General features: G+C 48.8%; 25 protein-coding genes. 16 read left to right on the top strand and 9 right to left on the bottom strand.

The genetic code is table 11. The annotated features are described in order from the left end of the window. The first annotated feature begins 49 nt into the window (after positions 1 to 49). The 7 genes from ribH (at position 50) to radD (ending at position 7,920) form a co-directional block, all read left to right on the top strand. Entirely contained in the window at positions 50 to 514 is a 465-nt protein-coding gene (gene ribH / locus PRUB_RS06315) for a 6,7-dimethyl-8-ribityllumazine synthase (protein WP_010382793.1), read from the top strand. Positions 515 to 525: 11 nt separating this feature from the next. Further along, a complete protein-coding gene (nusB, locus tag PRUB_RS06320) occupies positions 526 to 936 on the top strand; it encodes a transcription antitermination factor NusB (protein ID WP_010382792.1) in 411 nt (136 codons plus the stop codon). A 44-nt stretch (positions 937 to 980) separates the two neighbouring features. Further along, positions 981 to 1,940, top strand: coding sequence for a thiamine-phosphate kinase (gene thiL, locus PRUB_RS06325; RefSeq protein WP_010382791.1), 960 nt, complete (start codon positions 981 to 983; stop codon positions 1,938 to 1,940). Between the two features lie 12 nt (positions 1,941 to 1,952). Next, entirely contained in the window at positions 1,953 to 2,438 is a 486-nt protein-coding gene (locus PRUB_RS06330; RefSeq protein ID WP_010382790.1) for a phosphatidylglycerophosphatase A family protein, read from the top strand. Between the two features lie 28 nt (positions 2,439 to 2,466). Continuing rightward, positions 2,467 to 5,544 (top strand): ligand-binding sensor domain-containing diguanylate cyclase, encoded by a 3,078-nt coding sequence (locus PRUB_RS06335; RefSeq protein ID WP_010382789.1) that lies wholly within the window; start codon positions 2,467 to 2,469, stop codon positions 5,542 to 5,544. 188 nt (positions 5,545 to 5,732) lie between these two features. Continuing rightward, the gene (locus tag PRUB_RS06340; RefSeq protein WP_010382788.1) at positions 5,733 to 6,038 is read left to right on the top strand and encodes an H-NS histone family protein; all 306 of its coding nucleotides are present in this window, start codon (positions 5,733 to 5,735) and stop codon (positions 6,036 to 6,038) included. Positions 6,039 to 6,183: 145 nt separating this feature from the next. Next, the gene (radD, locus tag PRUB_RS06345; protein ID WP_040645520.1) at positions 6,184 to 7,920 is read left to right on the top strand and encodes a DNA repair helicase RadD; all 1,737 of its coding nucleotides are present in this window, start codon (positions 6,184 to 6,186) and stop codon (positions 7,918 to 7,920) included. A gap of 39 nt (positions 7,921 to 7,959) precedes the next feature. Here radD and PRUB_RS06350 read toward each other — a convergent pair whose 3' ends face one another. Next, positions 7,960 to 8,286, bottom strand: a complete 327-nt coding sequence (locus PRUB_RS06350) for a ribonuclease E inhibitor RraB (RefSeq protein ID WP_040645521.1) — start codon at positions 8,284 to 8,286, stop codon at positions 7,960 to 7,962. A 182-nt stretch (positions 8,287 to 8,468) separates the two neighbouring features. On the opposite strand from PRUB_RS06350, the gene PRUB_RS06355 reads away from it, so the two are divergent. The 4 genes from PRUB_RS06355 to PRUB_RS06370 are packed head-to-tail and all read left to right on the top strand — an operon-like array spanning position 8,469 to position 15,688. After that, a complete protein-coding gene (locus tag PRUB_RS06355; protein WP_010382784.1) occupies positions 8,469 to 10,205 on the top strand; it encodes an autotransporter assembly complex protein TamA in 1,737 nt (578 codons plus the stop codon). Next, positions 10,205 to 13,927, top strand: a complete 3,723-nt coding sequence (tamB, locus tag PRUB_RS06360) for an autotransporter assembly complex protein TamB (RefSeq protein WP_010382782.1) — start codon at positions 10,205 to 10,207, stop codon at positions 13,925 to 13,927. Before PRUB_RS06355 ends, tamB begins: the two co-directional genes overlap by 1 nt. Then, complete coding sequence (locus tag PRUB_RS06365; protein ID WP_010382780.1) at positions 13,927 to 14,865, top strand: type 2 periplasmic-binding domain-containing protein; 939 nt, start codon at positions 13,927 to 13,929, stop codon at positions 14,863 to 14,865. Before tamB ends, PRUB_RS06365 begins: the two co-directional genes overlap by 1 nt. Next, positions 14,795 to 15,688, top strand: coding sequence for a peptidylprolyl isomerase (locus tag PRUB_RS06370; protein ID WP_010382779.1), 894 nt, complete (start codon positions 14,795 to 14,797; stop codon positions 15,686 to 15,688). The genes PRUB_RS06365 and PRUB_RS06370 overlap by 71 nt, the downstream gene beginning before the upstream one ends. On the opposite strand, the gene queF is transcribed toward PRUB_RS06370, so the two are convergent. Beyond that, on the bottom strand, positions 15,675 to 16,520 hold the full coding sequence (queF, locus tag PRUB_RS06375) for an NADPH-dependent 7-cyano-7-deazaguanine reductase QueF (protein WP_010382778.1): 846 nt from the start codon (positions 16,518 to 16,520) through the stop codon (positions 15,675 to 15,677). The genes PRUB_RS06370 and queF overlap by 14 nt on opposite strands. Before the next feature lie 61 nt (positions 16,521 to 16,581). On the opposite strand from queF, the gene syd reads away from it, so the two are divergent. Then, positions 16,582 to 17,127: a SecY-interacting protein gene (syd, locus tag PRUB_RS06380; RefSeq protein ID WP_010382777.1), complete on the top strand. Its 546-nt coding sequence runs from the start codon at positions 16,582 to 16,584 to the stop codon at positions 17,125 to 17,127. A 37-nt stretch (positions 17,128 to 17,164) separates the two neighbouring features. On the opposite strand, the gene PRUB_RS06385 is transcribed toward syd, so the two are convergent. The 3 genes from PRUB_RS06385 to PRUB_RS06395 all read right to left on the bottom strand — a co-directional run bounded on the left by PRUB_RS06385 (position 17,165) and on the right by PRUB_RS06395 (position 18,622). Beyond that, positions 17,165 to 17,938 carry a Zn-ribbon-containing protein gene (locus tag PRUB_RS06385; RefSeq protein WP_010382776.1) on the bottom strand — a complete coding sequence of 258 codons (774 nt, stop codon included), beginning with the start codon at positions 17,936 to 17,938 and terminating at the stop codon, positions 17,165 to 17,167. Between the two features lies 1 nt (position 17,939). Further along, positions 17,940 to 18,215, bottom strand: a complete 276-nt coding sequence (locus PRUB_RS06390) for a hypothetical protein (RefSeq protein WP_010382775.1) — start codon at positions 18,213 to 18,215, stop codon at positions 17,940 to 17,942. Between the two features lie 179 nt (positions 18,216 to 18,394). Next, complete coding sequence (locus PRUB_RS06395; protein ID WP_010382774.1) at positions 18,395 to 18,622, bottom strand: DUF2789 domain-containing protein; 228 nt, start codon at positions 18,620 to 18,622, stop codon at positions 18,395 to 18,397. Positions 18,623 to 18,726: 104 nt separating this feature from the next. Between PRUB_RS06395 and PRUB_RS06400 the strand changes: the two genes are divergently transcribed. Beyond that, entirely contained in the window at positions 18,727 to 19,383 is a 657-nt protein-coding gene (locus PRUB_RS06400) for a GNAT family N-acetyltransferase (protein ID WP_010382773.1), read from the top strand. Positions 19,384 to 21,051: 1,668 nt separating this feature from the next. Here the strand turns inward: PRUB_RS06400 and PRUB_RS06405 are convergent. After that, the gene (locus PRUB_RS06405) at positions 21,052 to 21,354 is read right to left on the bottom strand and encodes a DUF3301 domain-containing protein (protein WP_010382772.1); all 303 of its coding nucleotides are present in this window, start codon (positions 21,352 to 21,354) and stop codon (positions 21,052 to 21,054) included. Next, positions 21,351 to 22,382 (bottom strand): DUF3549 family protein, encoded by a 1,032-nt coding sequence (locus PRUB_RS06410; protein WP_010382771.1) that lies wholly within the window; start codon positions 22,380 to 22,382, stop codon positions 21,351 to 21,353. The genes PRUB_RS06405 and PRUB_RS06410 overlap by 4 nt, the downstream gene beginning before the upstream one ends. A gap of 134 nt (positions 22,383 to 22,516) precedes the next feature. On the opposite strand from PRUB_RS06410, the gene PRUB_RS06415 reads away from it, so the two are divergent. The 3 genes from PRUB_RS06415 to PRUB_RS06425 are packed head-to-tail and all read left to right on the top strand — an operon-like array spanning position 22,517 to position 24,012. After that, positions 22,517 to 22,828, top strand: a complete 312-nt coding sequence (locus PRUB_RS06415) for a YqcC family protein (protein WP_010382769.1) — start codon at positions 22,517 to 22,519, stop codon at positions 22,826 to 22,828. A 6-nt stretch (positions 22,829 to 22,834) separates the two neighbouring features. After that, positions 22,835 to 23,569, top strand: a complete 735-nt coding sequence (gene truC / locus PRUB_RS06420) for a tRNA pseudouridine(65) synthase TruC (RefSeq protein ID WP_010382768.1) — start codon at positions 22,835 to 22,837, stop codon at positions 23,567 to 23,569. Continuing rightward, positions 23,569 to 24,012, top strand: a complete 444-nt coding sequence (locus PRUB_RS06425; protein ID WP_010382766.1) for a flavodoxin domain-containing protein — start codon at positions 23,569 to 23,571, stop codon at positions 24,010 to 24,012. Before truC ends, PRUB_RS06425 begins: the two co-directional genes overlap by 1 nt. A 57-nt stretch (positions 24,013 to 24,069) precedes the next feature. On the opposite strand, the gene PRUB_RS06430 is transcribed toward PRUB_RS06425, so the two are convergent. Then, positions 24,070 to 25,632, bottom strand: a complete 1,563-nt coding sequence (locus tag PRUB_RS06430) for a lytic transglycosylase (protein WP_010382764.1) — start codon at positions 25,630 to 25,632, stop codon at positions 24,070 to 24,072. A gap of 102 nt (positions 25,633 to 25,734) precedes the next feature. Then, positions 25,735 to 26,514, bottom strand: coding sequence for a hydroxyacylglutathione hydrolase (gene gloB / locus PRUB_RS06435; protein WP_010382762.1), 780 nt, complete (start codon positions 26,512 to 26,514; stop codon positions 25,735 to 25,737). Positions 26,515 to 26,524 lie beyond the last annotated feature (10 nt).

A 26,524-nucleotide genomic window follows, 5' to 3' on the forward strand; every position in this document is an offset into this window, starting at 1 on the left:
TTATGCGCCTCAATTTGGCAATTGCTTATACTAGATTAGGAATCATCTAATGAAAATCATCGAAGGTAATAAATACGCACCAGGCAAGAAATTTGCCATTGTCATCTCTCGTTTTAACGACTTTATCGGCAGCAGCCTGTTAGAAGGCGCGGTTGATGAGTTAAAGCGCACAGGTGGCGTAAAGGATGAAGACATCACAGTTGTGTATGTACCGGGTGCGGTAGAATTACCTTTGGCGGCAAAACGTGTTGCAATGAAGAAAGAACACGATGCCATCATTGCATTAGGTGTCATCATCCGTGGTGGTACGCCTCATTTCGACCTGGTTGCAAATGAGTCTAACAAAGGCCTGGCAAGCGTGTCTCTGGACTACGATATTCCGGTTGCCTTTGGTGTATTAACCACCGAAAGTATTGAGCAGGCCATCGAACGTGCGGGAACCAAAATGGGCAATAAGGGTGGCGAAGCCGCGCTTGGTGCACTAGAAATGGTGAACGTGCTAGAGCAAATTTAAGAGGAATCTCAGTGAAACCAGCAGCTAGACGTAAGGCGCGTGTCCTTGCCCTTCAGGCAGTATATTCTTGGCAGCTAAGTGGCAACCCCATTGCTGATATCGAGCAGCAAATGCTGATCGAAAACGACGTTTCAAAGGTTGATGTAGAGTACTTCAAGGATCTGGCTCGTGGTGTTGCAGTGAACTGCAAGCAGCTAGATGAATTGATGACGCCGCATTTATCTCGTCCATTTGATGATCTGGATATGGTTGAAAAAGCCGTATTACGCGTCAGCATTTACGAGTTAAAATTCCGCGAAGACGTCCCTTATAAAGTCGCCATTAACGAAGGGATTGAGCTGGCGAAAATGTTTGGTGCCGAAGACAGTCACAAATTTGTCAACGGCGTACTGGACAAAGCGGTTAAGATAATCCGCAAGTAATCGAGACCGTGAGGAGAGCCGGCGTAGGCCGGCTTTTTTATTGTATGAAGGAATTTGAATTAATCAATCATTACTTCAAGGGGCGTGGTATTGCGCGCCGTGATGTAAAGGTTGGCATTGGTGATGATTGTGCCATAGTGACGGTTCCTGAAAAGCACCAACTTGCCATTACGACAGACACCCTGGTTGCCGGTGTCCACTTTTTCGAAGACATTCCACCCAGAGCGCTTGGCCATCGTGCATTGGCTGTTAACCTCAGTGATTTAGCTGCCATGGGCGCAGAGCCAACCTGGATCTCCATTGGACTGACCTTACCCGAGGTTGATATGGATTGGCTGGAAGCGTTTACCGAAGGGATGCATGAAATTGCTGAATACTATAATGTTCAGCTGATTGGCGGTGATACGACACAGGGCCCGCTGACCATCACCATTTGTGCCAAAGGGATTATTCCCAATGACAAAGCACTGACACGCTCTGGTGCTAAAGTGGGTGACTGGATCTACGTGACTGGAGAATTGGGCGATGCTGCGTTGGCTATAGAAGCACGTAAACGTCAGCTTGTGCTTGAAGATAAGCAAGTAAAGCGGCTTGAAGAAAAGTTGCATTTCCCGACTCCCAGAGTTGCGGCAGGGCAGGTCTTACGTGGTATGGCAACAGCCTGTATCGATATTTCAGATGGCTTACTGGCTGACTTACAGCACATCCTGAATAAATCCGCCGTCGGGGCCGTCATTAATATCGAAGATGTACCCCTGTCACCGATTATGCAACAATTACAACCCGAATCTTTGCGGCGTGAGTTAAGTCTGGCTTATGGTGATGACTACGAGTTGTTATTTACCGTCAACGACAGCAATAAAGGGGCTGTCGAAGCACGACTGCGCCAGTATGGCGTTGAGCCTGTTTGCATCGGTCAGGTCACGGCTTCGGCGGGCAAGCTTGAGTTGTTCAATGCGGGCGAAAAGTGCCCTTTGCCACGCAGTGGTTATCAACATTTTTAATGAGGAGCAGGTTTGAATAAGCCGTTATCATTCAACCTCAAACGCCCGCACCACTTTTTAGCTTTGGGGTTCGGTTTAGGACTGGCACCCAAAGCGCCGGGGACTTTTGGTACCCTGGCAGCATTGCCATTTATTTTGCTGACAATGGGACAGCCCTTGTGGCTACAAGTCGCCCTGGCGGTTGTCATCAGCCTGGCTGGCTTTTGGATTTGTGGTAAAACTGCTCGGGATGTCGGGGTACATGACCATCCAGCCATTGTATGGGATGAAGTTGCCGGGTTTTATATCACTATGGTGGGGGCAGCAATCAGCTGGCAGTCTTTGTTGGTTGGCTTCTTGTTGTTTCGCTTTTTTGATATCGCAAAGCCAGGTCCTATCAGATTATTGGACAGAAAACTCCATGGTGGCTTTGGTATCATGGCGGATGACCTGCTTGCCGGGATATTTTCATTGATTTGTCTGCAAGCTTTGTTTAAAACAGGGGTCCTGGGCGGCTAATTTTTTTACGGGTACGAAGAGGGAGCCTATGCGATTTATACTTCTACTGTTGCTGTGCATATTCACCACCGGTGTGAATGCGGCAATTAATGATTATGTTGTTAAACAGTGGAGTATGCAAAACGGGCTGCCGTCGCAAAGTATAAAAAGTGTTGTACAGGATCAGCAGGGTTATATCTGGCTGGGGACACAGTTCGGCTTAAGTCGCTTTGATGGCTTACAGTTTAGTAATTATACGACCCAAAACAGCACGTTTCTCGACAGCAATGCGGTCAATAAGATTTTCGTAGACCGATTTGGCATGTTGTGGATTGGCACCCGCCGGGGTGTGACCCGTTTAAATCCACAGACGCTGGTCGCAGAGCGTTTTGAAGTCCAGGGTGAAGTCAGAGATATTCTCGAAGATCATAATGGCAATATCTGGGTCGCGGCAAATGGCTTATATTACGTCTCGGCCAAGCGGCTTACTTTGGCTGAAAATAACCTTGATAACAAAAAACTCTCCCTAACGCATATCAGCCAAATCGTTGGCTCCGTAACCAAAATGACGTCTTCACCGCAAGGGATTTGGCTGATTAATGAGCGCCATTTACTGCGGATCAGCGAATCGCAATCCATGGGTTCCAATGATATGCGACTGGAGCTGTCGAGCAAAGTTTCTTTACCCCGACAGTTAGCGCAGACCAATATCCATGACCTTGCCTGGATAGACGGTAAGCTTTTCCTGGCTTCCCAGTTGGGGGCTTATTTTCTTGATTTCGATGAGGTGTTACGGCGCTACGATGAGATTGGCAATAACGCGACCTATAAGTTTTTAAGCGATCAGCAAGGCGGTATGTGGGTTTCTACATACGGACGGCTGCTATACAAAGAAAGTGGTGGTCAGTGGCAATATGTTGAACTGGCACAGCTGGATCAAGGGATCTGGTTTACTGATATCTTCATCGACAACGACTCAAATGTGTGGATGGCCAGTATCAATGAAGGCTTGTGGCTGGCGCATGCTGGCAGAGTGGAGCGTTTCGCCGTGGGAACGCAGCGAGAGCAGGCTGTTTCTGCTATTACGCAAGACTTACAGGGGAACGTTTGGGTTGCGACCCGTGAAGGGGTTGGTCGGTTGGATGGAAACGATAATTTTGAGCCTGTGATCAGTTCAGAGCAGCTCAAAGGGGTCGAGATCCATGATATGGAGTTTATTGGCGAACGTTTGTTTCTGGGCACCGGCCGAGGTGTGGTCATTTATGAAGACGATAAATTACTTGCCATCCCCAATCGAGAGTTTCGTCAGACTCAGGTCTTTACGCTGACCCCCTCCAATCAAGGTGGATTATGGCTGGGGACCGGGCGTGGTCTGTATCGGCTCGATTACAGCGGACTGACACCCTTCACTTACAATGCCTTTCTTGGTAGCCAGTTTATTACCTATGTCGTCGACTTCCCTCGCTTTGGTTTTATTGGCACCGACAAAGGGGCTTATAAATATAATGAACGTGGCATCGAGAAGATAGGCGGGCAGACGTCCCTTGAGTCTGCTTATGTCACCAGTATTTTACACGTAGAAGGCAGTGCCACGTTAGTGGGGACCTTTTATGATGGCCTTTATTATCGAAGCCAAGATGGAGACTGGCATCAGCTGGATGCGTCACACGGGCTACCTTATGGCCCGATTTTGTCATTGCATTTCGATAAAACCCAGGAGCTCGTTTGGGTGAGTACCATGAAAGGGGTATATCGGATGCCGGTGGCGCAGTTTAGTGAACCTGTGCAGAATCTGCAGGTTGAGCAGGTGATCAACCCCTTTGACAGGCAACTGGATGGGGTGCCGAGCCAGTGTTGTACCGGGCTGGGGCATGATGCTGTGGTTGAACAGGATGATTATCTTCTCTACCCCAGCCTGCAAGGCATAGTGCGGATCCCGAAAAAGGTGCAATTGTTCAGTGCTGCTGAACTGGCACCCAAATTTGAGAGTATTTCCACGGCATACCGAAACCTGACACCAGACAGACTTGAGGGCCCGGTTGAGCTCGATACCAGCGAGCGTGATTTGACGATTCGCTACACGGCTATCGATTTTTATGCACCGCAAAGTATAGAATTTCGCTATAAACTGGAAGGGCATGATGCCCAGTGGCGCGATGCACAGTCACGCCGGGAAGCCATATATACAAACTTGCCGCCGGGTGATTTTGCCTTCTTATTACAGGTGAAGCGACGTGGTCAGGACTGGCAACAGGCACATAATCTGTCGCTGAATCTGCAATTGCCTCAGCGGTTTGATGAAACGGTGTTTTTCCGTTTGATTATCACCTGTGGTTTCATGTTTTTGTTCTATCTGGTGTTTTGGGTGTTCCGTACTCAGGAGCGACGTAAACAGGCTGCTCTGGAAGCGCTGGTTGCTGAGCGCACAACCGAGCTGAGAAAAGCGAACGACAAATTGAATCAGGTGAATACGCAATTAAAACTGGTCAGCCACTCAGATGAATTGACCGGGCTTCGCAGTCGCCGCTTCTTATTTGACCAGCTTCCTAAGGATATTGAACACTATCAGCGTAACGCACAGTCATTGCGTCAGCAGGATAAGAGTCTGGTGCTGATGATCCTGAATATAGATAGTTTCAGTAAAATCAATGATGCTTATGGCCCAATTGGTGGAGATAGCTGTTTACAGCAGCTTGCAACCTTGCTCAATACTCGTACTCAGGGTTCAGATTATGTAGCACGTTGGAGTGGCGATGAGTTTTTACTGCTCTTACGGGACTTTAAATGCTCTGAAGTTGAGCGGTATGTTAGCGATTTATGTAAAGCTATTGCCCAATTTGACTTTAAGCTACCCAATGGTAAGTCACTAAACCTGAGTGTCTCTGTGGGTTGGTCTTTCTATCCACTGCCCTTGCTGGGAGGACAGGTGATCGGCTGGGAGGCCTCGGTTAACCTGGCTGACATCGCATTACATGAAGTAAAACAGCGTGGTGGAGATGGCGCCGCGACGATTACTTTTGATGAACAACTGGATGCCTTTGAGTTCGAGCAAAGCCAGAATGTAGAATCTCAGTTACAGGTGCTGCAGTCGAATGGCCTGGCAGAAGTGAAAGTGTGGATGCGTTAGCCCGGCATGTTATTTTACCACTGTGCCTAATAGTGGAAAGTGTCGTGACTAATATTGAGTAATTATCAACAGGCATTATAAATTTAATCACTTTTAATTTGAAATGAGATAAATATAATATACTCTCTATATATCGAGCTTAATTAACTTAGAAAATTGTAAATTCAACAATCTACGAGAGTAATCCAATGCGTGAAATAAGATCTTTTATAAAGACTGCAAGTTACAGTGATTTGAATAAAGCGCTGGAGCTGATCCAAGCTGCTATTGATGAGCAGGCAAAACAGGAAGAAGCCAAAAAAGAAGTTTTGGCACTGATTAAAGAAAAAGGATTGTCTTTAGAAGATTTTGCTTCGGAAAGTGCGACTGATAAGCGTAGTAAGGTACGCCCAAAATACCGTATTGAAAAAGACGGTGAGGTATTTGAATGGACTGGTCGCGGTAAAACACCAAAGGCGTTTGTTGGTGTTAATTTAGAAGAGCACAAAATCTAATTGTGCGCTCCTAAGGCCAGTCACAGTATTTCATAAGTGACTGGCTTGCCCTGTTTAAGTGGACAACCATTCGGTTCACTTTCTAAATCCTGTCTTATTCTATCTATACCTTTATCCTAACTCGTTAATATTTTCAGGTGTCCCTATTTACACGCTCAGACCTTATCAAGAAGAAGCGGTCGCTAATACCATCGCACATTTTAAAAAGTCCGATGACAGCGCAGTTATTGTGTTGCCAACCGGGGCTGGTAAAAGCCTGGTCATCGCCCAGTTAGCACGACTTGCGAAACACAAAATTCTGGTGATGACACATGTAAAAGAACTGGTTGAGCAAAACGCCCAGAAATATCAAAGTTATGGTTTAAACGCGAGTATTTACTCGGCGGGGTTAAAACAAAAAGAGACGCTTCATCAGGTAACGTTTGCCAGTGTTCAGTCACTGGCGAGGAATTTAGAAGCGATAGACACCTTTTATTCTTTGCTGATTATTGATGAGTGCCATCGTGTCAGCGGTGAAGAAGACAGCCAGTATATGGCGGTCATTGACCGCCTGCGACAATTTAACCCTGCTCTAAAGCTTTTAGGGCTGACTGCAACGCCTTATCGGTTAGGCAGTGGCTGGGTGTATCGAAATCACTATCATGGCTTTGTTCGTGGCAGTGAAAATAGCCCTTTCAGCCGTTGTATTTATGAACTACCACTGCGTTATATGATCAAGCATGGTTATCTCACTCCGCCTAATAAACTCGATCCGGCAGTAGAAAATTACGATTTCTCCGCGCTGAATAGCAACGCCTTTGGTCGTTACAGTGAAGCGGATATGAATCAGCTGTTGCAGAGTAATACCCGTGCTACCAAGAGTATTATTAACCACGTTGTGTCACTCAGCAAAGAGCGTCATGGCGTGATGATATTTGCTGCGACCGTATTACATGCCAAAGAGATCATTGGTTATTTACCAACAGATCAAACAGCCTTAGTGATTGGCGATACGGATAATCGTGAGCGGGATAACATCATTGCCGCATTTAAACGTCGAGAAATAAAATATTTGGTGAATGTATCGGTATTAACTACGGGGTTTGATGCTCCTCATGTCGACGTTATTGCGATCTTAAGGCCCACCGAGTCGGTTAGTTTATATCAGCAAATTGTGGGCAGAGGTCTGCGTCTCAGTGAAGGTAAAAAAGATTGTCTGGTAATCGATTATGCAGCCAATGAATTTGACTTATTCCACCCGGAAGTGGGTAGTAAAAAGCCTAACTCAGACAATGAACCCGTTCAGGTACTGTGCCCTGGCTGTGGTTTTGGCAATATTTTCTGGGGCAAATATGATGAGCAGGGGCGGGTTATTGAGCATTTTGGCAGGCGTTGTCAGGGGTTGTTACAGGATGACGACGGCAATGAGCAACAATGTGACTATCGTTTTAAGTTTAAAGAGTGCGACAGTTGTGGGGCCGAGAACGACATTGCGGCCCGTCAGTGTCATAGTTGTGGAGTGATGCTGGCAGATCCCGACGATAAGCTGCGGGCGGCACTCAATTTAAAAAATGCCATGGTGATACGCTGTAGCGGGTTAAGTGGTGAAGTGGTTAAGGCGCAAGTGCTGAAAATCACCTATTTTGATGAAGATGGCGCAAGTGTCAGCGAAGTGTTTGACTTTGCGAACCCCAAAAGTCGGCACTATTTTGTTCGCCAGTTTGAAAAACACTGCCGGACTGGCGTTAATGTGAAGGCATGGACGGAGGCGGCACAGGTGGATGCCACTGTGTTATCGGCGCCAGATTTTGTGATTGCCCGACAACATAAAAAGTATGGCTGGCAGGTGGCAGAGAAGATTTTTGATTATCAGGGCAGTTATCGCACCGCGGATAAAAGCTAAGCTGAACTTGCTGTTATCCGCGACGAAAACACGCGAGCATTACTCGGCGAGGATCCCCCAGCCATCACCGTAGCCTTCGTGGCTGTTAGCGATAGACTCCAGGTATTGTTCTGTCTGAGTTAAAAGCTGGTGATCTGGCACCATAGTCACAGAAGTTATTACTTCCCATACGCCAGTATCCGGACAGGTATCCAGCTTAGTGTTTGGTGCTAACTCATCTGCAGATATGGCACTCATAAAGCGTTCTGCGTCGGCTTTTTGTTCAAACAAGATAAAAAAATCGATGCTGTGCATCTGCGTGAGATCTACACCGGCTGCAGCAATTTCAGACAGAAGCTGGCCGTTGTCATCATCAGGGAATTGCATAATCGTACTCAAGTTAATATAGCTGGCGATATTGTCCGCTATCCAACACAAAATAAAAAGCACTGACCGCAAAAATTTGCGTGCAAGCGCATAAAAATAACACAGTGTTGGGCTTAACCACGCCATGTCAGCGTCAACTTGCTGTGGTATCATAATGCCACTGTGATTTATAGGGTTATTTAGTGCGTTTATCTGCGTTTAGTACCATTCTTGTTGTGCTACTGTTTTCATTTCATTGCTTGGCTAAAGCGTCATCTGGTATCTCAGAGTTTACCATTTACAGTGTCCCCGACAGCGCTGAATTAACGGATGAAGCTCGGGATAACGTCATGCGATTTATGGCCTCCTACGTGGGTAAGCCATTTACGCCGCGCAGAACTAAGCTCATCAGTAAAGATGTTACTAAGGCATTGCAGGCACTTGGATATTATCGCCATACGCTCTCTGTAGCATTTGACCCCCAGACTCGCGGTGTCGCATTACATCTGGATCCCGGGACCCCAGTGTCCTGGCACAGCGTTGAGATCTCCTTACAGGGGATTACAGATGAAACACTGCGCAGCCGTTTAATCGCGGGCGCTATCCAGGCTGGCGAGCAAGTCAGACATGATCAGTATGAAGCCACCAAAGCGCAAATTGAAAGTCTGCTACTGGAGCTGGGTTATTTTGATTTTCAGTGGCAGAAAAAGCAGATCACTGTAGAGCGTGAATTACAGCAGGTTTCTGCTACCTTAGTCCTTTTAGCTGGCCCCCGCTATCGCTTTGGTAAGCTGCATTTGTCTTCTGATTCAAAAGCAATAGACTTTGCCAGAGCACTGAGCCCGTTTCAGTCTGGTCAGTTGTATGCCGCGGATAAATTGTCAGAGTACAACCTGACATTGAATGAGACACCGTATTTTCAAAGTGTTCGTGTTTACCCGTTACTGAAAGCCAGACAAGGCGGTGAGGTCCCTGTTCGTGTTGAGTTGGTCGACAAACCGGCCAATAGCTATGAAGTTGGTGGTGGATATAGCACTGAGTTGGGGGCAAAAGCGCGCTTTAAGTGGAGTAAGCCCTGGATCACTGACGGGGGACACTCCATGACCTCGGATCTTAATGTTTCACAGCGCCAGCAGGATATCAGTGCGGCTTACACCATTCCAATGAGTGACCCTAATAGCGACGTATTTCGCATTCTTGGTGGCTATCAGTTGCAGGATGATCTGACCGAAGGGGTGGATACCAAAACCTGGAATATTCAGATTCAGCGTCAATGGCTGACATCCGGTAACTGGGTGCGTACCGCTTTTTTGAAACGTGAACATGAAACCAGTGAACAAGATGGTGAGGTACTTAAGACTGAAATGCTGATCCCAGGGGTTAGCTATGCGAAAAAGCAAACGCTGGGGGGGATGCTGCCTTACTGGGGGAATGAGCGACTGATCTCGGTCGAACTGGCCAGTGACTCCGTGATCTCTTCAACATCTTTACTCAAAGTGCGATGGAAAAATGCCTGGTTGCGTAACCTGGAGCAGCGACACTTTTTTCTGACGCGTCTGGAAGCCGGTGCAATTGTGACTGAGGACATTGCGGCCGTGCCCTTTAATATGCGCTTTTTCGCAGGCGGCGATCAGAGCGTACGAGGGTTTGCTTATCAGTCTGTGGCCCCGCGCGATGAGGACGGCAAGTTGCTCGGCGGTAAATACCTGGCGACTGCCAGCGCTGAGTACAATTATCAGTTTTTGCCTAACTGGCGTGTTGCCTTGTTTGTTGATAGTGGTACCGCGACGGATGATTTTAAAGAGAAATGGGCATTGGGGGCAGGATTCGGGCTGCGTTATCTGACACCGGTTGGGCCAATTCGGCTAGACCACGCATGGGGACTGAGTAAAGACAGCAAAAGTACCCGTTTAAGTATTGTGATTGGACCGGAGATGTAATGGGAATGAAAACCTGGCTGCGCCGTATTAGCTATGCTGTCATTGGTGTGTGTGTGACGGTCTTTTGCCTGCTATTTACCTTACCCGGTCATAAGTTTGTTGTCTGGGTGGCCAACCACAGTGTCTCTGGTTTGCAGGTAAGCTCGCCGCAGGCACGTTTGTTGTCTAATGCCGTACTGGATATCCGGTTTGAAAACGAACAGCTTGTTTTTGATGCACGTCAGTTAAGCCTGTCACTTGAATGGTTTAGCTGTGCAACCCTGTGCCTTTCTGGCAGTGCCGATCAGGTGACCTTACATCTGACTGAGCAAAGAAGCGCACAACCTGACGCAACAGGGACAGAACCTGCGCCTGAGCCGGGTTCTGTGACTGTGCCGTTCTCCGTTGCCATTGAGCAACTGACGCTGGGTGTTGCAGATATCAAAGCAGCCGGATATCAGATAGATCTTCAGGAGCTGATGCTGACTGCACGCATTGATGAGCAGGATATGCAGATTGGTCAGTTTGCACTGGGCAGCATACAAATCAAACAATCTGAAGCACCAGCACCTGCTGCGCCTTTCGTTATGCCGACACAGATACCAGCATTATCCTTGCCTGCTTTACGCCTTCCTATGGCCGTTGATCTTGAACAACTGACTGTAGGCGAGCTTGTTTATCAACCCTACGAGGGCGATATTCAGATATTGAATCAGCTAACATTGAGTGCAGGTGCTCAGCAGTCCGAGTTGTCGATACGGCGCTTGTCGATGGCTTATCTTGCTCATCAGCTGGCAGTCACAGCACAGGCTGACCTGAGCAGCTGGGCTGTGTCGGGTACGCTTGACTATCAGCATCCGGATTATCAGAGTTCGCTCACATTGAATGGCGACCTGCAGCAACTTGAATTGGCTGCGGATATCACTGGTATGGCGCAAGGCGAGGTCGCCTTAAGTGTGAATGTGGCAGTCCCAAACTGGCCATTTTCATTGGATATTCGGGCCGGGCAATTTGCGCTCGATGCGGATAACACCCTGCAGCAGCTAGCGTTCAGCGCCTCGGGTACCGCGGATGACTATCAGTTCACCGCGCATGCCGATGTGGCGCTCAGCAAGCAGCTGGCCTTGCTGGATAATCAGCTCAAGGTGCAACTGGCTGCCAACGGAGGTCTTAACGCATTGGCGTTGCAAAAGGCTGAACTGGCTTTAGGAGACGCTCATACACAACTCAGTGCGCAGGTGAGCTGGAAAGATGGACTTCGTAGTCGGTTGCAGGGGGAACTACACAGGTTGCCTTTGGGCGCCTGGCTTGAACTCGATGAGACGCAGCTGTCGGGCGCTTATCAGCTTGAGTTTACTCAGCAGGGTGAACGCTGGCAGGCACAGATAAATGAGCTCACACTCTCGGGGCAGTTGGCTGCATTGCCACTGAAGCTGGTAGCCCGAGGCAAAGTGAATAGTGACTTACATGGCGAGATCCAGGCTGCTCAGCTCAGTTACGGGCAAAGTCAGATTATGGTATCAGGCAAAGCCGATAAACAACTGGACTTGCAAGGTGAGCTGGCCCTGGCACATGAACGAAATTCGCTTTTGCCTGCGGATGTACACCTGTCTGGGGTGTTTACCGCGAGCGGACCGGTTGATATGCCCGCACTCTCGTTCAACAGCCAGCTCGACAAACTGATCTATGAGGACACATCGCTTGAAGGCGGGACGCTGGCTCTGACACTGGATATGGCCAGAAACTGGCTGACGGATTTACGTGTCTCTTTGCCTGCTGTGACGCTGGGGGAGCTACCCGAAACGGCACTCAGTATGACGGCGCAAGGTGATCAAAGCCAGCATCAGCTGAGGGTACAGATTGAGAATAACGACGGCAGCGCTGAGCTGGCATTAAGTGGACAATATGCTCAGCAAGCCTGGGCAGGTCAACTGGATACGGGCCTGTTGCGCATAAACAGCAGCGAGCTGGTACTGCTGTCATCGGCACCAATTGTGGCTAAAGCCGGGCAAGTTGAGGTAGGGCGTCAATGCTGGACACTGGCACCCGGACAGCTGTGTTTCTCGGCGCAGCAGGGGGCTCAGGGCCAGGCCAGCGTAGAGTTGCAGCAACTACACCTTGCGCATTTTAATCCGTTACTCAGTAACGCAGCGCAACTAAAAGGCCTATTGTCGGGTCATGCCAGGGCAAACTGGTCACAAGGTCAGTTACAGGCGTTGGACGGGCAGCTGGATATGTCTGATGCTCAGGTTGTTTTACATGGCGCTGTCGCTGAGCAGCTCAACGACAGTGAAGACAGCGTAGCACCGACCTTACCTCTTGAAATAGAGCGCTTTGCACTGACACTCAACAGTGATGCACAACAAGCCAAAACGGCCTGGCAACTGGCGCTCAAAAAGTTAGGTCATTTCAATGGCGAACTGGAGATGCCATTACAGACAGAGACACACTCCATGCGCGGTTTTGTCAACATCGCAGGCATAGAGCTTGATAAGTTCAAACCTTTACTCCGCCGTCTGTTGTGGCCCGACCTGGAACTGGCTGGCACTATCGCCGGTCAGATAGGGATTGATGGTGCACTGTCTCAGCCGCAGCTAAATGGGCAGCTTAGAGCCTCGGATATTCAACTAAAAGCCAGTGAAATTCCTGTGGCCATCAGCGACTTGGACCTTGATATGCAACTGAATGGCCAGCAGGCTTTGCTCCATGGTGAGCTGCACACCTTGCCCAGAGGCCAGCTTACATTCACCGGTGAGGTCGATTGGCAAGCCGCTATGGCGGCGAAATTGCAGCTCCATGGTGAGCGCTTGACGCTGATGCCTCAGCCAGGTATCGAACTGGATATTTCGCCTGATCTATCACTGAGCTACAACGGTCAGTATGCTGAGCTATTGGGATCGGTCAGTGTCCCTTATGGACGCATAGAGGTAGAAGAACTGCCGGAAGGGGTTGTCACTGTGAGTGACGATCAGGTCATCATTGATGGCACTGAGCCCGGTGCCAGTGAGGCTGCTCAGATACTGGATTATCGTCTCGACCTGGATGTTAGTTTGCTTGATGATGTCAGAGTCAAGGCGATGGGGCTGGATGCGTATCTGGCAGGTGAGCTATCGCTGGAAAAACAACTCGCTTCAGCCATGCTGGCCAGCGGCGAGATTAATCTGCGAGAAGGACAATATAAGGCCTTTGGTCAGGATTTGAGCATAGAGACGGGTCAGCTGGGCTTTAATGGCCCATTGGATAAGCCCTATATCAATGTGCGTGCGATCCGCAACCCAGATACCACAGCCAATGGCGTGGTTGCTGGTGTTGAAGTGAAAGGCAGTATTCGCAGTCCGGAGCTGGTTATTTACTCTGAGCCCGCGATGGATCAGGCACAGGCGCTGGCTTATTTGCTCAATGGGCAGCCATTGGGGGAGGGTGACAGCAATAACAATACCATGCTGGCACAATTTTTATTGTCGCAGAGTATCGATCGCAGTAAGGGTTATTTCGCCAAAGCGGGAGAGACGATAGGGATTAAGGACGTGAACCTGACCGCCAAAGGTAGCGGGGACGATACCCAAGTTGAAGTATCTGGCTATCTGACGCCCAGTGTACAGGTCAGTTACCGGGTCGGGGTGTTTGCATCGCTCAGCGAAGTGGCAGTGCGGTATCGTATTTTTTCAAAGTTTTATATTGAAGCCACCAGCGGTTTATATAAGAGTATTGATCTGTTGTATAAGTTTGACTGGGACGAATGATGCGCCGTTTTTTGTTGCTACTGATGCTCTGTATCTCCGGCTCTGCCTCGGCCTCTCGTGCTATTGGGCCGCTTGAGATCCGTGTCACTGCGGGCGCCAACCCTTATGTGACTGAGTTACTGGCACTGGCACTGTCTTATCAACCCAGACCTGTGACATTTAAGCCAATTGTCGGGATCCCGACACAGAGTCGGGCATTGCGTTTGCTCGGCAAACCATCGGGCATTGATGTGTTTTGGTCTGTGACCAGTAAGGCGCGTGAGCAGCAGGCCCTGGCTGTGCGTATCCCCTTGGTTAAAGGTTTGCTGGGCTATCGTGTGTTGTTCATTGCTGCCAGCCGGGCGGCGGACTTTGTGGATATTAAGCATTGGGGGCAGTTGCAGCCTTTGCTGTTTGGGCTGCGTCATGACTGGCCTGACAGAGCGGTGTTCGAACGCAACGGGTTACAGGTAGTGGCTTTCCACGATACCGAAAAGGCCATGACTATGCTCAGCAACCAACGTCTGGATGTCGTGCCGTTAGATATTCTGGCTGCCAATGACTTTCCTTCACGCACTGATATTATGGTGCAACCCAGTCTATTAATTAGTTATCCATCAGCAGTTTATCTGTTTGTCGATAAAGCCAATATCCAGCTCCGTGATTTGCTGCAAGCAGGCCTTGAGCAAGCGATTGCGGATGGTTGTTTTGAGCAGCTATTTCGTCGCCATTTCGCGGAACAGCTAACACAACTCGATTTGGCTGGGCGCACCCACCTGCGCTTGCCGAATCCAACCTTGTCTGCCGAGACGCCTTTGTCACGCAGCGAATTGTGGTATCAACCAGGAACATACAATGACAATAATAATACGCAAAATAACATCAAGGATGAGCACAGCAGCCCTGTTACTCCTCGCACTCACTGCCTGTCAGGCAACCGACAAACTAGCACAAACTGATAGTGTTGATGTACCTCAGGCGACACCAGCCCCTGCTGAGATCATCGCACAGGCAGGCGATGCGGATTGGCGGTCAGTACCATTGGAGCACATCCTCAAGATCACTTTGCCAACCGGACCCGTTTATGTCGAACTGAACCCGCAGCTGGCGCCCGGCCATGTGGAAAATATTAAGGCGCTGGCGCGAGAGGACTTTTACCGTGACCTGACTATATATCGCTTTGTTGAAGGTTTTGTTGCACAGGGCGGCGATCAGAGTGACGAGAAACGCCCGCTCAAGGGGTCAAAAAGTATTCCCGCTGAGCTTTTCCTGGCAACCGCTGAGCCTCAGGAGATCACACCCTTAAACCTGCTCGATGGTTATGCACCACGGACCGGGTTTTTAAACGGGTTTGCTGTTGCACAGAACGACAAGGGGACACGTACCTGGCAGACGCATTGCCCGGGCACCTTTGCGATGGCGCGGCAAAATAGTGCTGATAGCGGGGGCAGTGAGTTCTATTTCACATTAACAGCACAGCGGTATCTGGATTTAAATACCACGGTTTTTGGCCGAGTGTTAGCTGGTATGGAACATGTGCAACGATTGCACAGACAACCTGAAGAAAATCAGCCTTTTAACCCGATCCTTGGCGTTGAGGTATTGGCGGATATTCAGCGTACCGACAAGCAACGCTTTCGGGTGTTTAATACCCAGAGTGACGCATTTAGGGCTTTGATAGCAGCGCGCAAAAATCGTCCTGAAGCCTGGTTTTTACACCAGGCCAATCACACCGATGTTTGTGCTGTCAGCGTGCCGATTGAGGCGTTTACTGACGATTGATCCGAACATTGAAGGTGGTCTTATCTTGTTCGCTGGAGCGGAACGGATTGATGTCCAGGCCACCACGACGCGTATAACGTGCATACACTTCCAGCTTGGTGGGGTTGAGTGCGCGCAGCAGATCGCAGTAGATGCGCTCTACACACTGTTCATGAAATTCATTGTGGTCACGAAATGAGATCAGGTAACGTAGCAATGATTCACGACAGATTTTCGCCCCTTCATAGCGGATAACAATACTTGCCCAGTCTGGCTGAGAGGTGATCAGGCAGTTAGACTTTAACAAGTGGCTGTGCAGGGTTTCACTCACGTGCTGGTCACTTTCCTGAGTTAATAAGCCATCGCGTGGGCTGTAATCATCCACGGCAATATCTAATTCATCTATACACTCTCCCGGCAGCGCTGAAAATGGCAGGCAATTGTGGTCGTCAGGGCCGTATAAAGTCACTGTAACATCGCACTGGGCCGCTTTGGAGAGATCCTGCTGTAATGTGTCACGTACCGCGTCAAAGCTGGCGAATTGACTCTGATTGAAGCTGTTCAGATAGAGTTTGAATGACTTAGACTCGATAATATGGCTGCTTTGGCAAGGGAACACAAAGCGCGCGATAACCACCTGGGGTTTACCTTTTGTATTCAGCCAGGACAGCTCATAACCATGCCAGATGTCTTCACCAAAAAATGGTAATGCCTGCTCATCAACGGCTATCTGATCACGATTAAGCTTGCGTGCGATAGGGTGAAGCAAGCTTGGCTCATACTGACTGGCGTATTCGGTGGTTTTACCCAGCACAGAGGCTTTTAACTCCGGGGCGTTATTGTAGTCTGTCATGTTGATCCATTAGTAGTTACAATGGCCCCGATTATAGCGAATAATGAGCGAAAATAGCAGTATGAGCGTGAGCACTTTGATCCTCGAACTTCATGATAAATTTGCCAACTCGGTACAGCAGACCCGGGGTCACTGGCCATTGATCGAGCATGACGCACAATGGCCCAGCCCGTGTGAAACCGGTGAGCCAAGAGGCGATGGCCTGATTGCCTGGCAAGCCGTGTCCAGAAATCCGGGCGGTGATTTGACTGCACTGGCCAGTGCGCTGGAAACTCAGTTTAGCCCTGAATTAAATGCGTTTTATGGCACAGCGTATGGTGGCAATATTGTGGCTAAGCTGGATGGAGAAGAGGTTGAACTGCTGCAGGCCTGGAATGAAGAAGATTTCGAGCGCTTACAACAGAATATCACCGGGCATGTGTTAATGAAGCGCCGCCTGAAGCAAGCTGATACCGTTTTTATTGGTTTGACTGCGCAGGAAGATGTCTTAATTACAGTGCAACTCAGTACGGGTGAAGTATGTCTTGAACGTGTGGGTAAGGCGCCACATACAGTGCTGGCGCCCAGCCTGAGTGCGTTTCTGGCTCAGCTGGTCTCGCAGTTTTAAGCTATATCAGGAGGTGGCCAGGCCACCTCTTGTGTCTTTACTGGAAATCCCAGGAAATATTGGAAACCAGTTCACAGGCATCACATTTGAAATCGAAAATGCCAAACCAGGGCTCATCTAGCGCCCAATGTGCGCCACAGCTCGGACACAAACGAGCTTTTTCCTGCGCCAGACTCTCGCCCCCAACCCGATACAAGTAATAGTAAACCGGCTTTTTGGTGAGATAACGGATCCGCTTACTGAGATCTAGGCCCCGGCGGGTGAGATCGCTGTCCAGGCTGGTCAACTCATTGAGGGCGGCAAACTCGCAGCGTGTTGCACCATTAATCTGGATCTGATCACAGGCCTGCCAGTCTTCTTGCCATTTTATCAGTGCTTTATAATCGCCATTGGCAATGGCCGGGATTTTATACAGCGGCACTGGCTGAAAATCATCACCACAATACAACGGACTGCAGGTGTGTACATAGGTTGTGTAGAGAATATAGCTGGACGGAGACTGGCATTGATCAGCGCCATTGGCATGAATATCCTGACCTATTACTTTGACTTTTGGTGCTAACAATCCCGCCTGCTGGAGTTGATCAATGGCGTGCTTAACGAATGGGCTGTGATGCAGAGGATGCAGTGCATCTTCAAGTGGACACATTACCCGGGTGATAAAAAAGCCTTCTTTTAAAACGGTGGGAAATTCATCGCCAATGATTTGGCCGTTGAAACGCAGCGCGTTAACCACTCGGTTGATGGCCTGCTCTGCTTGCTCAAGCGTAGTGTCCTGATAACAGTCAAAAGTGAGATCAACTACGAACATCTTAACGAGACTCCAGCAGAGCGAGTAATTTATCCAGTTTCGCCTCGATGCGATCTAACTGTGTCTGCGCGTTATCCTGTGCTGCTGGTTGTGCGCTCTGTGTTGGCTGCTCGTCCAGTGTTGATAACAGATCTGGGTTATTTTTATAAGCCGTTAGTCCCGCAATGATCAAGGGCATTGCAACGGGCTCGGCCAGTTTGGCTTTGGTGGTGGCAACAGTAGGGGTTTTGCCTTGCGCAACGAGTGCGGCAATTGCGTTCAAAACTGCGGGGTGCATAAAGCGGCCTCTGGAAATTAAAACTCAGTGCATTGTATCACCTAAGCTGCCACAACATCACCAGTAAAAAGATGCAGCTCGTGTTTGTGAGGTGACTATAACGCTTCGCAATATTACATGTGTTTAGCACAGCACATGCAGGGTAATGCTCCGGTTATCGCCAGTGTGGCCAGCTTTGTTCAGCGTAACCTTGCATCCAGCTCATCGATTATTTCACTCCAGTCAGCATCTTCTCTGAGTGACTCTTCAATAAAGTGCTTTTGTCCTTGGTTCCAAAACGGGGCTTCAGCCAAAAGCATATCACTGGGCAGTGTGTGCTGACTAAAAAATGCTTTTATGCCTGCATCACTGTTGTCTAATCCAAGCTGAGCGAATAAGTTTTTTAGGTTATGTGCACTGGTATCCATATGCCCTCTGGTTGTTTAAAAAGTACGCTATAACTATAGTAGCTTTACCACACCGACAAGTAAAAATCGTCGGATAATCACAACAAAAAACACAAGGACTTACCATGACAAACTCAACGACCAGTGCGCAGTTAACCATTAAACATTTATCTCCGGAAGACAGCAGGGTGGCAGCCAGCCTGTTATACAGAGCCTACCATGATGACAAGTTATTCAAAGATGTGCTGGGTGGGGCGGATGAACAAACCTATGAATCACGACTACGTGCTTTGATCCGTGAGGAGTTGTCCTGCTTTGGTCAGTCTGCTCAACCTCTAATTGGTCTTTACCAGGAAGAAGACTTGCTGGCGATTGCCTGTGTCTTTGAAGCTCAGACAGAGCTGCAAGCATCGCGACGCTGGGACTGGCGTTTGCGGTTAATGATGAGTGCAGGATACTTGCAAACTCAGCAATTAATAGACAAAGAAAAAACCATACGGGAGGCACTGACGGATTGTGGACATTATTATTTTCTTTCGTTTATTGCTGTAGAGCCACACTATCAGGGTCAGGGACTGGGGCATCATTTACTGGATGCACTGGACGAATTAGTTAAAGAAAACCCCCTGGCCAGCGGTCTCGGGGTATTTGTGTCTGAGGCCGAACAGAACTTCTTTTTTAGCCAGCATGGTTATGAAAAACTTCAGGTTTTAACCTTCAAATCAGTACAGGGTGAACTGCTGTTTAAAACTCGAACCGCCATTATGGAAAAAAGCCTGTGAGACTTTTCTCACATGAATGTAGGTCAAGGCGTTTTAGTATCAGTGTTTTAACCCTCCGCAATAAGTTAAGTTATTGAAATTTAATGTCTTTGTGAATATTTCAAGAAGGTGACGAAAAAAAGTGTGAGAAAAAGCGCCTTTCCCATTATTCAGGATTGCGTAAACTTAATCGTGTTCAAGGACGGAAGGACATCATTGCCAGGAAAGGGTGAAGCGGACAGAGTCAGGATGACTCAGGAAACATCAGGAAGATGTTTAACAGGGGAAGTCAGGAGCGCTTAGGATAAGCGAAGTGGATAGAGTCAGGATGACTCAGGAAACATCAGGAAGATGTTTAACAACGGAAGTCAGGAGCGCTTAGGATAAGCGAAGTGGACAGAGTCAGGAAGACTCAGGCAACATCAGGAAGATGTTTAACAGCGGAAGTCAGGAGCGCTTAGGATAAGCGAAGTGGACAGAGTCAGGATGATTCAGGAAACATCAGGAAGATGTTTAACAGGGGAAGTCAGGAGCGCTTAGGATAAGCGAAGTGGACAGAGTCAGGAAGACTCAGGCAACATCAGGAAGATGTTTAACAGCGGAAGTCAGGAGCGCTTAGGATAAGCGAAGTGGACAGAGTCAGGAAGACTCAGGCAACATCAGGAAGATGTTTAACAGCGGAAGTCAGGAGCGCTTAGGATAAGCGAAGTGGACAGAGTCAGGAAGACTCAGGCAACATCAGGAAGATGTTTAACAGCGGAAGTCAGGAGCGCTTAGGATAAGCGAAGTGGACAGAGTCAGGAAGACTCAGGCAACATCAGGAAGATGTTTAACAGCGGAAGTCAGGAGCGCTTAGGATAAGCGAAGTGGACAGAGTCAGGAAGACTCAGGCAACATCAGGAAGATGTTTAACAGCGGAAGTCAGGAGCGCTTAGGATAAGCGAAGTGGACAGAGTCAGGATGATTCAGGAAACATCAGGAAGATGTTTAACAGGGGAAGTCAGGAGCGCTTAGGATAAGCGAAGTGGACAGAGTCAGGATGATTCAGGAAACATCAGGAAGATGTTTAACAGGGGAAGTCAGGAGCGCTTAGGATAAGCGAAGTGGACAGAGTCAGGATGATTCAGGAAACATCAGGAAGATGTTTAACAGCGGAAGTCAGGAGCGCTTAGGATAAGCGAAGTGGATAGAGTCAAGGGAGACTCAGGCAACATCAGGAAGATGTTTAACAAAGGAAGTTAGGAGCGCTTAGGATAAGCGAAGTGGACAAGGTCAGGATGGCTTAGGACACAAAAAGGACGTTGTTTATAAAAGGAATAGGGAAGACAAGTCGAGCGGTGTAGCTGAGCTTACACAAGCCGACGAAGGATGTGCTTGGATGCGGTAAGGATATCTACAGGATGTAACCTATCGGATGAAGTCAGGGAAGAAGATCGGGTATGTCAGGATGTATACCCGTTCAGGGGATGATGAAGCTTGGCGGCTTGCTAGTTTGTTGTAGGCAGAGGAATTGGATACCTCCCAGGAAATTCGTCAGATTGGGGCGTAGCACAAGGGTTACGCCTTGGTTTTTTTGTTGTGAAAGCACATTTCAAAACCATTCTTTAATCTCAAATCTCACCATTACCACACTGACCATGTGTGATCGTTCTGAAAAATGCACTTTAATCTGTCACCCGACTATGGAAATCACAGCATGCGGTGGGGTGGAACATCCATTTTTTTCAGACGAAGGTTTTCAAGATGCATAGTGCCGGTGTAAGCACTTTGCTGATCTGAACTGAATTCAAACGCAAATTGGCTTTTTATTCCCAGTTTTCCGTTACTCAGGACACCGAGCCTGCGTTTTACACAAGCGACACTGAGTAACTGGACATTGAGCTTTTCTGCTTGTCCCACAGCGTGTTGTTGTGCCGCCTCAGCAATCTGACGGCCAAACCAAAATGACGCAATGATTGCGCCAATAAGAATAAAAAGCCAAAGAGTGATCATCGTTTAAATAGCCTGCCTATTGCTCTGGACAGTGTTTCACTGCGATTTTCTGTTCTAAGTAGAGCTAAGACATGTGGGCGCAATGTTGGAATTGCAACTAGATCGGCGAAAATGCTTTCAAATAAGCCGTCCACCTCAGTGTTATGTGCCGCACTGTCCATGAGTTTGATGAGCCTTGTGGAGTCAGTCAGTGTTTCCCAGCAGCGTCCAGTAATCGTGAGTTGCAGATCGGCCTGGGCAGCCAGTGGTGAGTCTAATATAGCATCAACAGCATCAGCGATGAGCCCGAGACTGTGGCTACCCGATAAAGCTCTGAGATGATTGATACACGCAGTCGAGTCTTGATCGCCCACGGCTTGTTTCAGGCCAGCCAATAAGTGCTCGGTTAGCTCAACACTAATGGCAACATGTTCTAACATGGCCGCCAGAGGTGACTGAACTTCTGTGGGTAATTGTGACCAGTGGGTCTTGAGATTGTTCTGGTTGTTGCCATGCTCCAGGCGCATGGCAAAGTCAGCCAGACCTTGTACTGCCAGGTTTTGCCACTGATCTAACCCCAGTTTTCCGGCGATATAGAGCTCGGCATATTCATAGTACTGAGACGCAGGGCGCTTGAGCTCGGTTTTCAGTAACGCATTAAACGCGGCCAGTTTATTGGCATTAGGTGCATAGACATAGGGGTTGTTATCCAGCTTACCTTGCGCCGCTTCGCCGGTGAGCTGAGTGCCTAAGGCATCGATGACCATAGAGGCAAAGTGGTCACGGCTGGCTGCAACCAGTTTACTCTGTTCATCCAGTGGTAGCTTCAAAAACCACACATAGGGGTCCTGAGTGGCCTGGTTGTCCCAAAACTGAATCGCTAATAATGCATGGCCAGCGAGTGGGTAAGGGTAGGGCACCTGAGTGGTTTCTATTTGCGCAAACTGCTTTTTATCGATTTTGGTTATGCGACGGCCAATATCATAGGCGCGCCATTGCGTGCCTGCTGAAGTTAGTAGTTCACCTAAAGTCGTAATTTGCGCTGTCATTTTCATCTCACTTAATTGCGTTGAAGCGCGATTATAACTTTATTCTTGGTGACTGATAAGGGTGACCATAAAGATACAAACGCCCGCATTGGATCGGGTATAATGGGGCTTTTGTATTTGTCTGAGGAAGCACTATGGATCACCCAGTATGGCAACTGCTTGATGAGCTCGAACACACTTTGCGCCAGGCTAAACTTTGGCAGGCAGAGCCCGTTTCGGAACAGGCGTTACATTCTACTCAGCCATTTTGCTGCGATACGTTACGGTTTGAGCAATGGTTACAGTTTGTTTTTATCGTCAAGATGCGTACTTTGTTGCAAAACGGCGCACCTTTACCTGCCAATATGGCCATCGCGCCCATGGCAGAAGTCAGTTTAGCGCAACACCCCCAGTTTAGCGCATTGCTGGGTGTGTTACAGCGCCTAGACTCAGCTGTTTCGGAGTAGGCCCGGATGTTAGAGATTATTTATCAGGATGAGCATTATGTGGCCATTAATAAACCCTCAGGCTTACTGGTTCATCGTTCGTTTCTAGACAAACGTGAAACGCAGTTTGCGATGCAGATGCTCAGGGACCAGCTGGGGCAGCATGTGTTCCCAGTGCACAGACTTGACCGGCCGACTTCCGGTGTCTTGTTGTTTGCGCTGAGCTCTGAGGCAGCGCGTGATATGAATCAGATCTTCATCGACGGCGCAGTGCAAAAGCGCTATCTGGCTTTGGTACGGGGCTTTGCACCGCAAGATGTTTATGTTGATAAACCCTTGAAAGAGCAGCTTGATAAAATTGCTGATAAGTTTGCTGATCAGGATAAAGCGCCGCAGGAAGCACAAACTCAGTTCAACTGTCTGCATCAGGCAACGCTCAATATACCGTTGGGTAAATACCCCAGCATTCGATACTCTTTGGTGGAGTGTTTTCCAAAAACGGGTCGTAAACATCAGATCCGTCGTCACCTTAATCACCTGAATCATCCGATAATTGGCGATGTGAATCATGGCGATAACAAGCAAAATCACTTTTTTCAGGGGCATTTTGGTATTCGTCGTTTGATGTTATTTGCAACTGAGCTCAAGTTTTTGCATCCTTATAGTCAACAACCCATCACCATTCGCGCCAGCTTGGGAGAAGAAATGCTGAACTTATGCAAGCAACTGGGCTGGCCAGACACAGAAAAGGACTATCTATAATGGCATCCATTACGCTTTTTGTTGGCTCAGTATTTGGCAATGCAGAAAACTTAGCCTCCGAAGTTAAAAACGACATTGAGCAGCAAGGGCATAGCGCAGTGATCGTCGACGTGCCTACGCTCGAGCAGGTCAAATCAGCGGACAATTTACTGTTTATCTCTTCAACAACCGGACAAGGCGATATCCCGGAAAACCTGCTACCCTTAGTATTGCAAATGCAAAGTCAGTTTCCCATGCTGACGGGGAAAACCGTAGGGGTTGTTGCGTTGGGTGACAGTAGTTACGGTGACACCTTTTGTGGTGCCGGGCGCCAGATCGATGCGCTGGTTCAGGAACTCAATGCCACAGTGACAGAGCCCAGGCTGGATGTGGATGCGTGTGAGCATTTTGAGCCTTATGAGGCGGTCGCACCCTGGCTACAGAAATGGTTGCAACACCTTTGATAAAGGCGTGATGTGTAGAGCAAATAAAAAAGCCGCTGTTGTCAGCGGCTTTTAACGTTATGAGCGTTTGACATCAACGGTCAGTTTCAGCTTTTGACCGGGGTAGAGATACTTCTGACCGGCAAGCTTGTTCCACTTTACGATTTCACTGACAGTGAGATTAAACTTTGCCGCAATCCGTGCCAGAGAGTCCCCTTTGCGCACCTTATAGGTTATGGTGCGTTCGGTCGTGTTTGCGACAGGCTGAGTGGCACTCTGCTCCTGATAAATGGTGAGTTTTTGTCCCAGCTTAAGCACTGCGTTGGCTTTGAGCTTGTTCCATTTGGCAAGCTGCGCGACGGTGACGTCATATTCGCGGCTGATATCCCATAAGGTATCGCCACTGGTGACTGTATGGGATTTTTTATTGCGTGTTGTTTTGTTCGCAGCGCTGCGTACAGCATCTGGTAAATGCTCGCTTTGTAACTCGCCGTCGCTCAGTGGGACCAGCAGTTTCTGCCCAACCCGGATCATATGTGAATCAAGCTTATTCAGTGAACGGATCGCACTGGTGCTGGTGGAAAACTTCTTGGCAATCACAGATAAACTATCACCGCGTGCAACGGTGTAGTATTGCCAGCGCAGACGATCTTGGACTGGTGTACTGGCAAGGCGAGTTTGAAATGCTTCGATTTTATCTGCCGGCAGCAACAGGGTATGTGGCCCGTTCGGATCGGTGGCCCAGCGGTTAAAGCCCGGGTTCAGGCGATAAAGCTCAGTGAGCGACATGTCGGCCATTTCGGCGGCTAACGCTAAGTCGATTTGTGATCCTACTTCAACGGTATCAACTACTTGCGCATTGATGATCTTGTTCCATTTGACATTAAACTCATCCTGGCGCTTTAACAAGTCAGACAGGGCAAGCAATTTAGGCACATAGGCTGTGGTTTCACGTGGCAAATCTAAAGACCAGAAATCGGTTGGCAAATGCTTTTTACGATTCTTTCGGATCGCCTTGAGCAATCGCCCCTCTCCTGAGTTATAGGCCGCAATGGCATTAAGCCAGTCACCTTCGAGTGTCTTGTGCAGGTAAGTGAGATACTCCAGTGCGGCGCGAGTTGACTGAACGATGTCGCGACGACCGTCATACCACCAGTTTTGTTTCAGATCGAACCGCTCTCCGGTTTGCGGCATAAACTGCCAGATCCCAGACGCGCTGCGGTGAGAATAACCGAACGGATCGAACGCACTTTCTACGATTGGCAACAGTGCAATTTCAATCGGCATTTCGCGTTTCTCTACTTCCTCCACAATATAGTAGAGGTAAGGTTCGGCGCGCTTTGAAATCCGATCCAGGTAAGCCTGGTGGCGCTGATAGTAGTTACGCTCTGCCACAACGGGGCGATTTTGTGGCACGTCAATAGACAACTGATAGCGGATCCGCTCCCAGACATCGTCGAACACCGGTGGTGGCTCATCGGCTTCCACGGGTTCCTGAATGGCACTCATCAGAGTGTCGCTGATTTCGGCTGGACTGGCGTGATCCAGTTGTTCGGCTTGTTCAATTGTGGGGCTGTCGAACGTGGTTTGACAACCGCTCAACAGTGCTGATATTAACAGCAGCAAGAGAGGCTTTTTCATAAAACTCGGTCATTGATCCATTGTCAGGGTACGGTGCCGCAGAAAATCCACAGCTAAAACCCGTCAATGTTAACTGTTTAGTTGTAAAAATTAAAGCAGTGCCTAAAAATTATCCTTCCATTGTCTGAGCACGGCAAGCCTTTGCCAGTCTTCATCACAGTCCGTTTGTAACTCAGGCGGTACAGTATCAAGCATATGTGGCAGATTTGCCCGCATAAATGGGTTAATGCTTAACTCACGTGCGATGGTGGTCGGCAAGGTCGGTAGTGCCTGTGCCCGTTGTGTCTGGCCCCACTCCCGCCACCTGGTAATGTCGATATTATCTGGCTCTACCGCAGCGGCAAAAGCCAGATTAGCCTGTGTATATTCATGCGTGCAGTAAATTTTACACTCGGGAGGGAGCTGGGCAAGGGTTTGCATCGCGCGCCACATCTGTGCAGAAGTGCCTTCAAATAAACGGCCACAGCCCGCACTGAATAAGGTATCTCCGGTAAATGCCAGCTCAGTGCCCAGGTAGCAGATGTGGTCCAGTGTATGTCCCGGAGTATGAGCAATGATAAAGTCTAGCCCGGCAATGGCGACCTTATCACCGTCCTTTAAAGGGTGTGTGATGCCACCAAATGGCGTATTTTTTGGGCCATAGACGGGCAGGCTGCCATAGTGCGCCTGCAAAGGTGCAATGCCATCGGTATGATCCCAGTGATGGTGCGTGACTAAGATGCCTGCCAGCTGTTTGTGTTGTGCTGTGGCGAATTCAATAACGGGCTCGCTTTGCCCGGGGTCCACAACCCACATTAAATTGCTATCTGACGGACATATTGCCCAGATATAATTGTCATTGAAGGCGTTGATGGGGTGGATTTGCACTGCGACTTGCGCCATAACTCATTGC

It is taken from the genome of Pseudoalteromonas rubra (assembly GCF_000238295.3).
GTDB lineage: Bacteria > Pseudomonadota > Gammaproteobacteria > Enterobacterales > Alteromonadaceae > Pseudoalteromonas > Pseudoalteromonas rubra.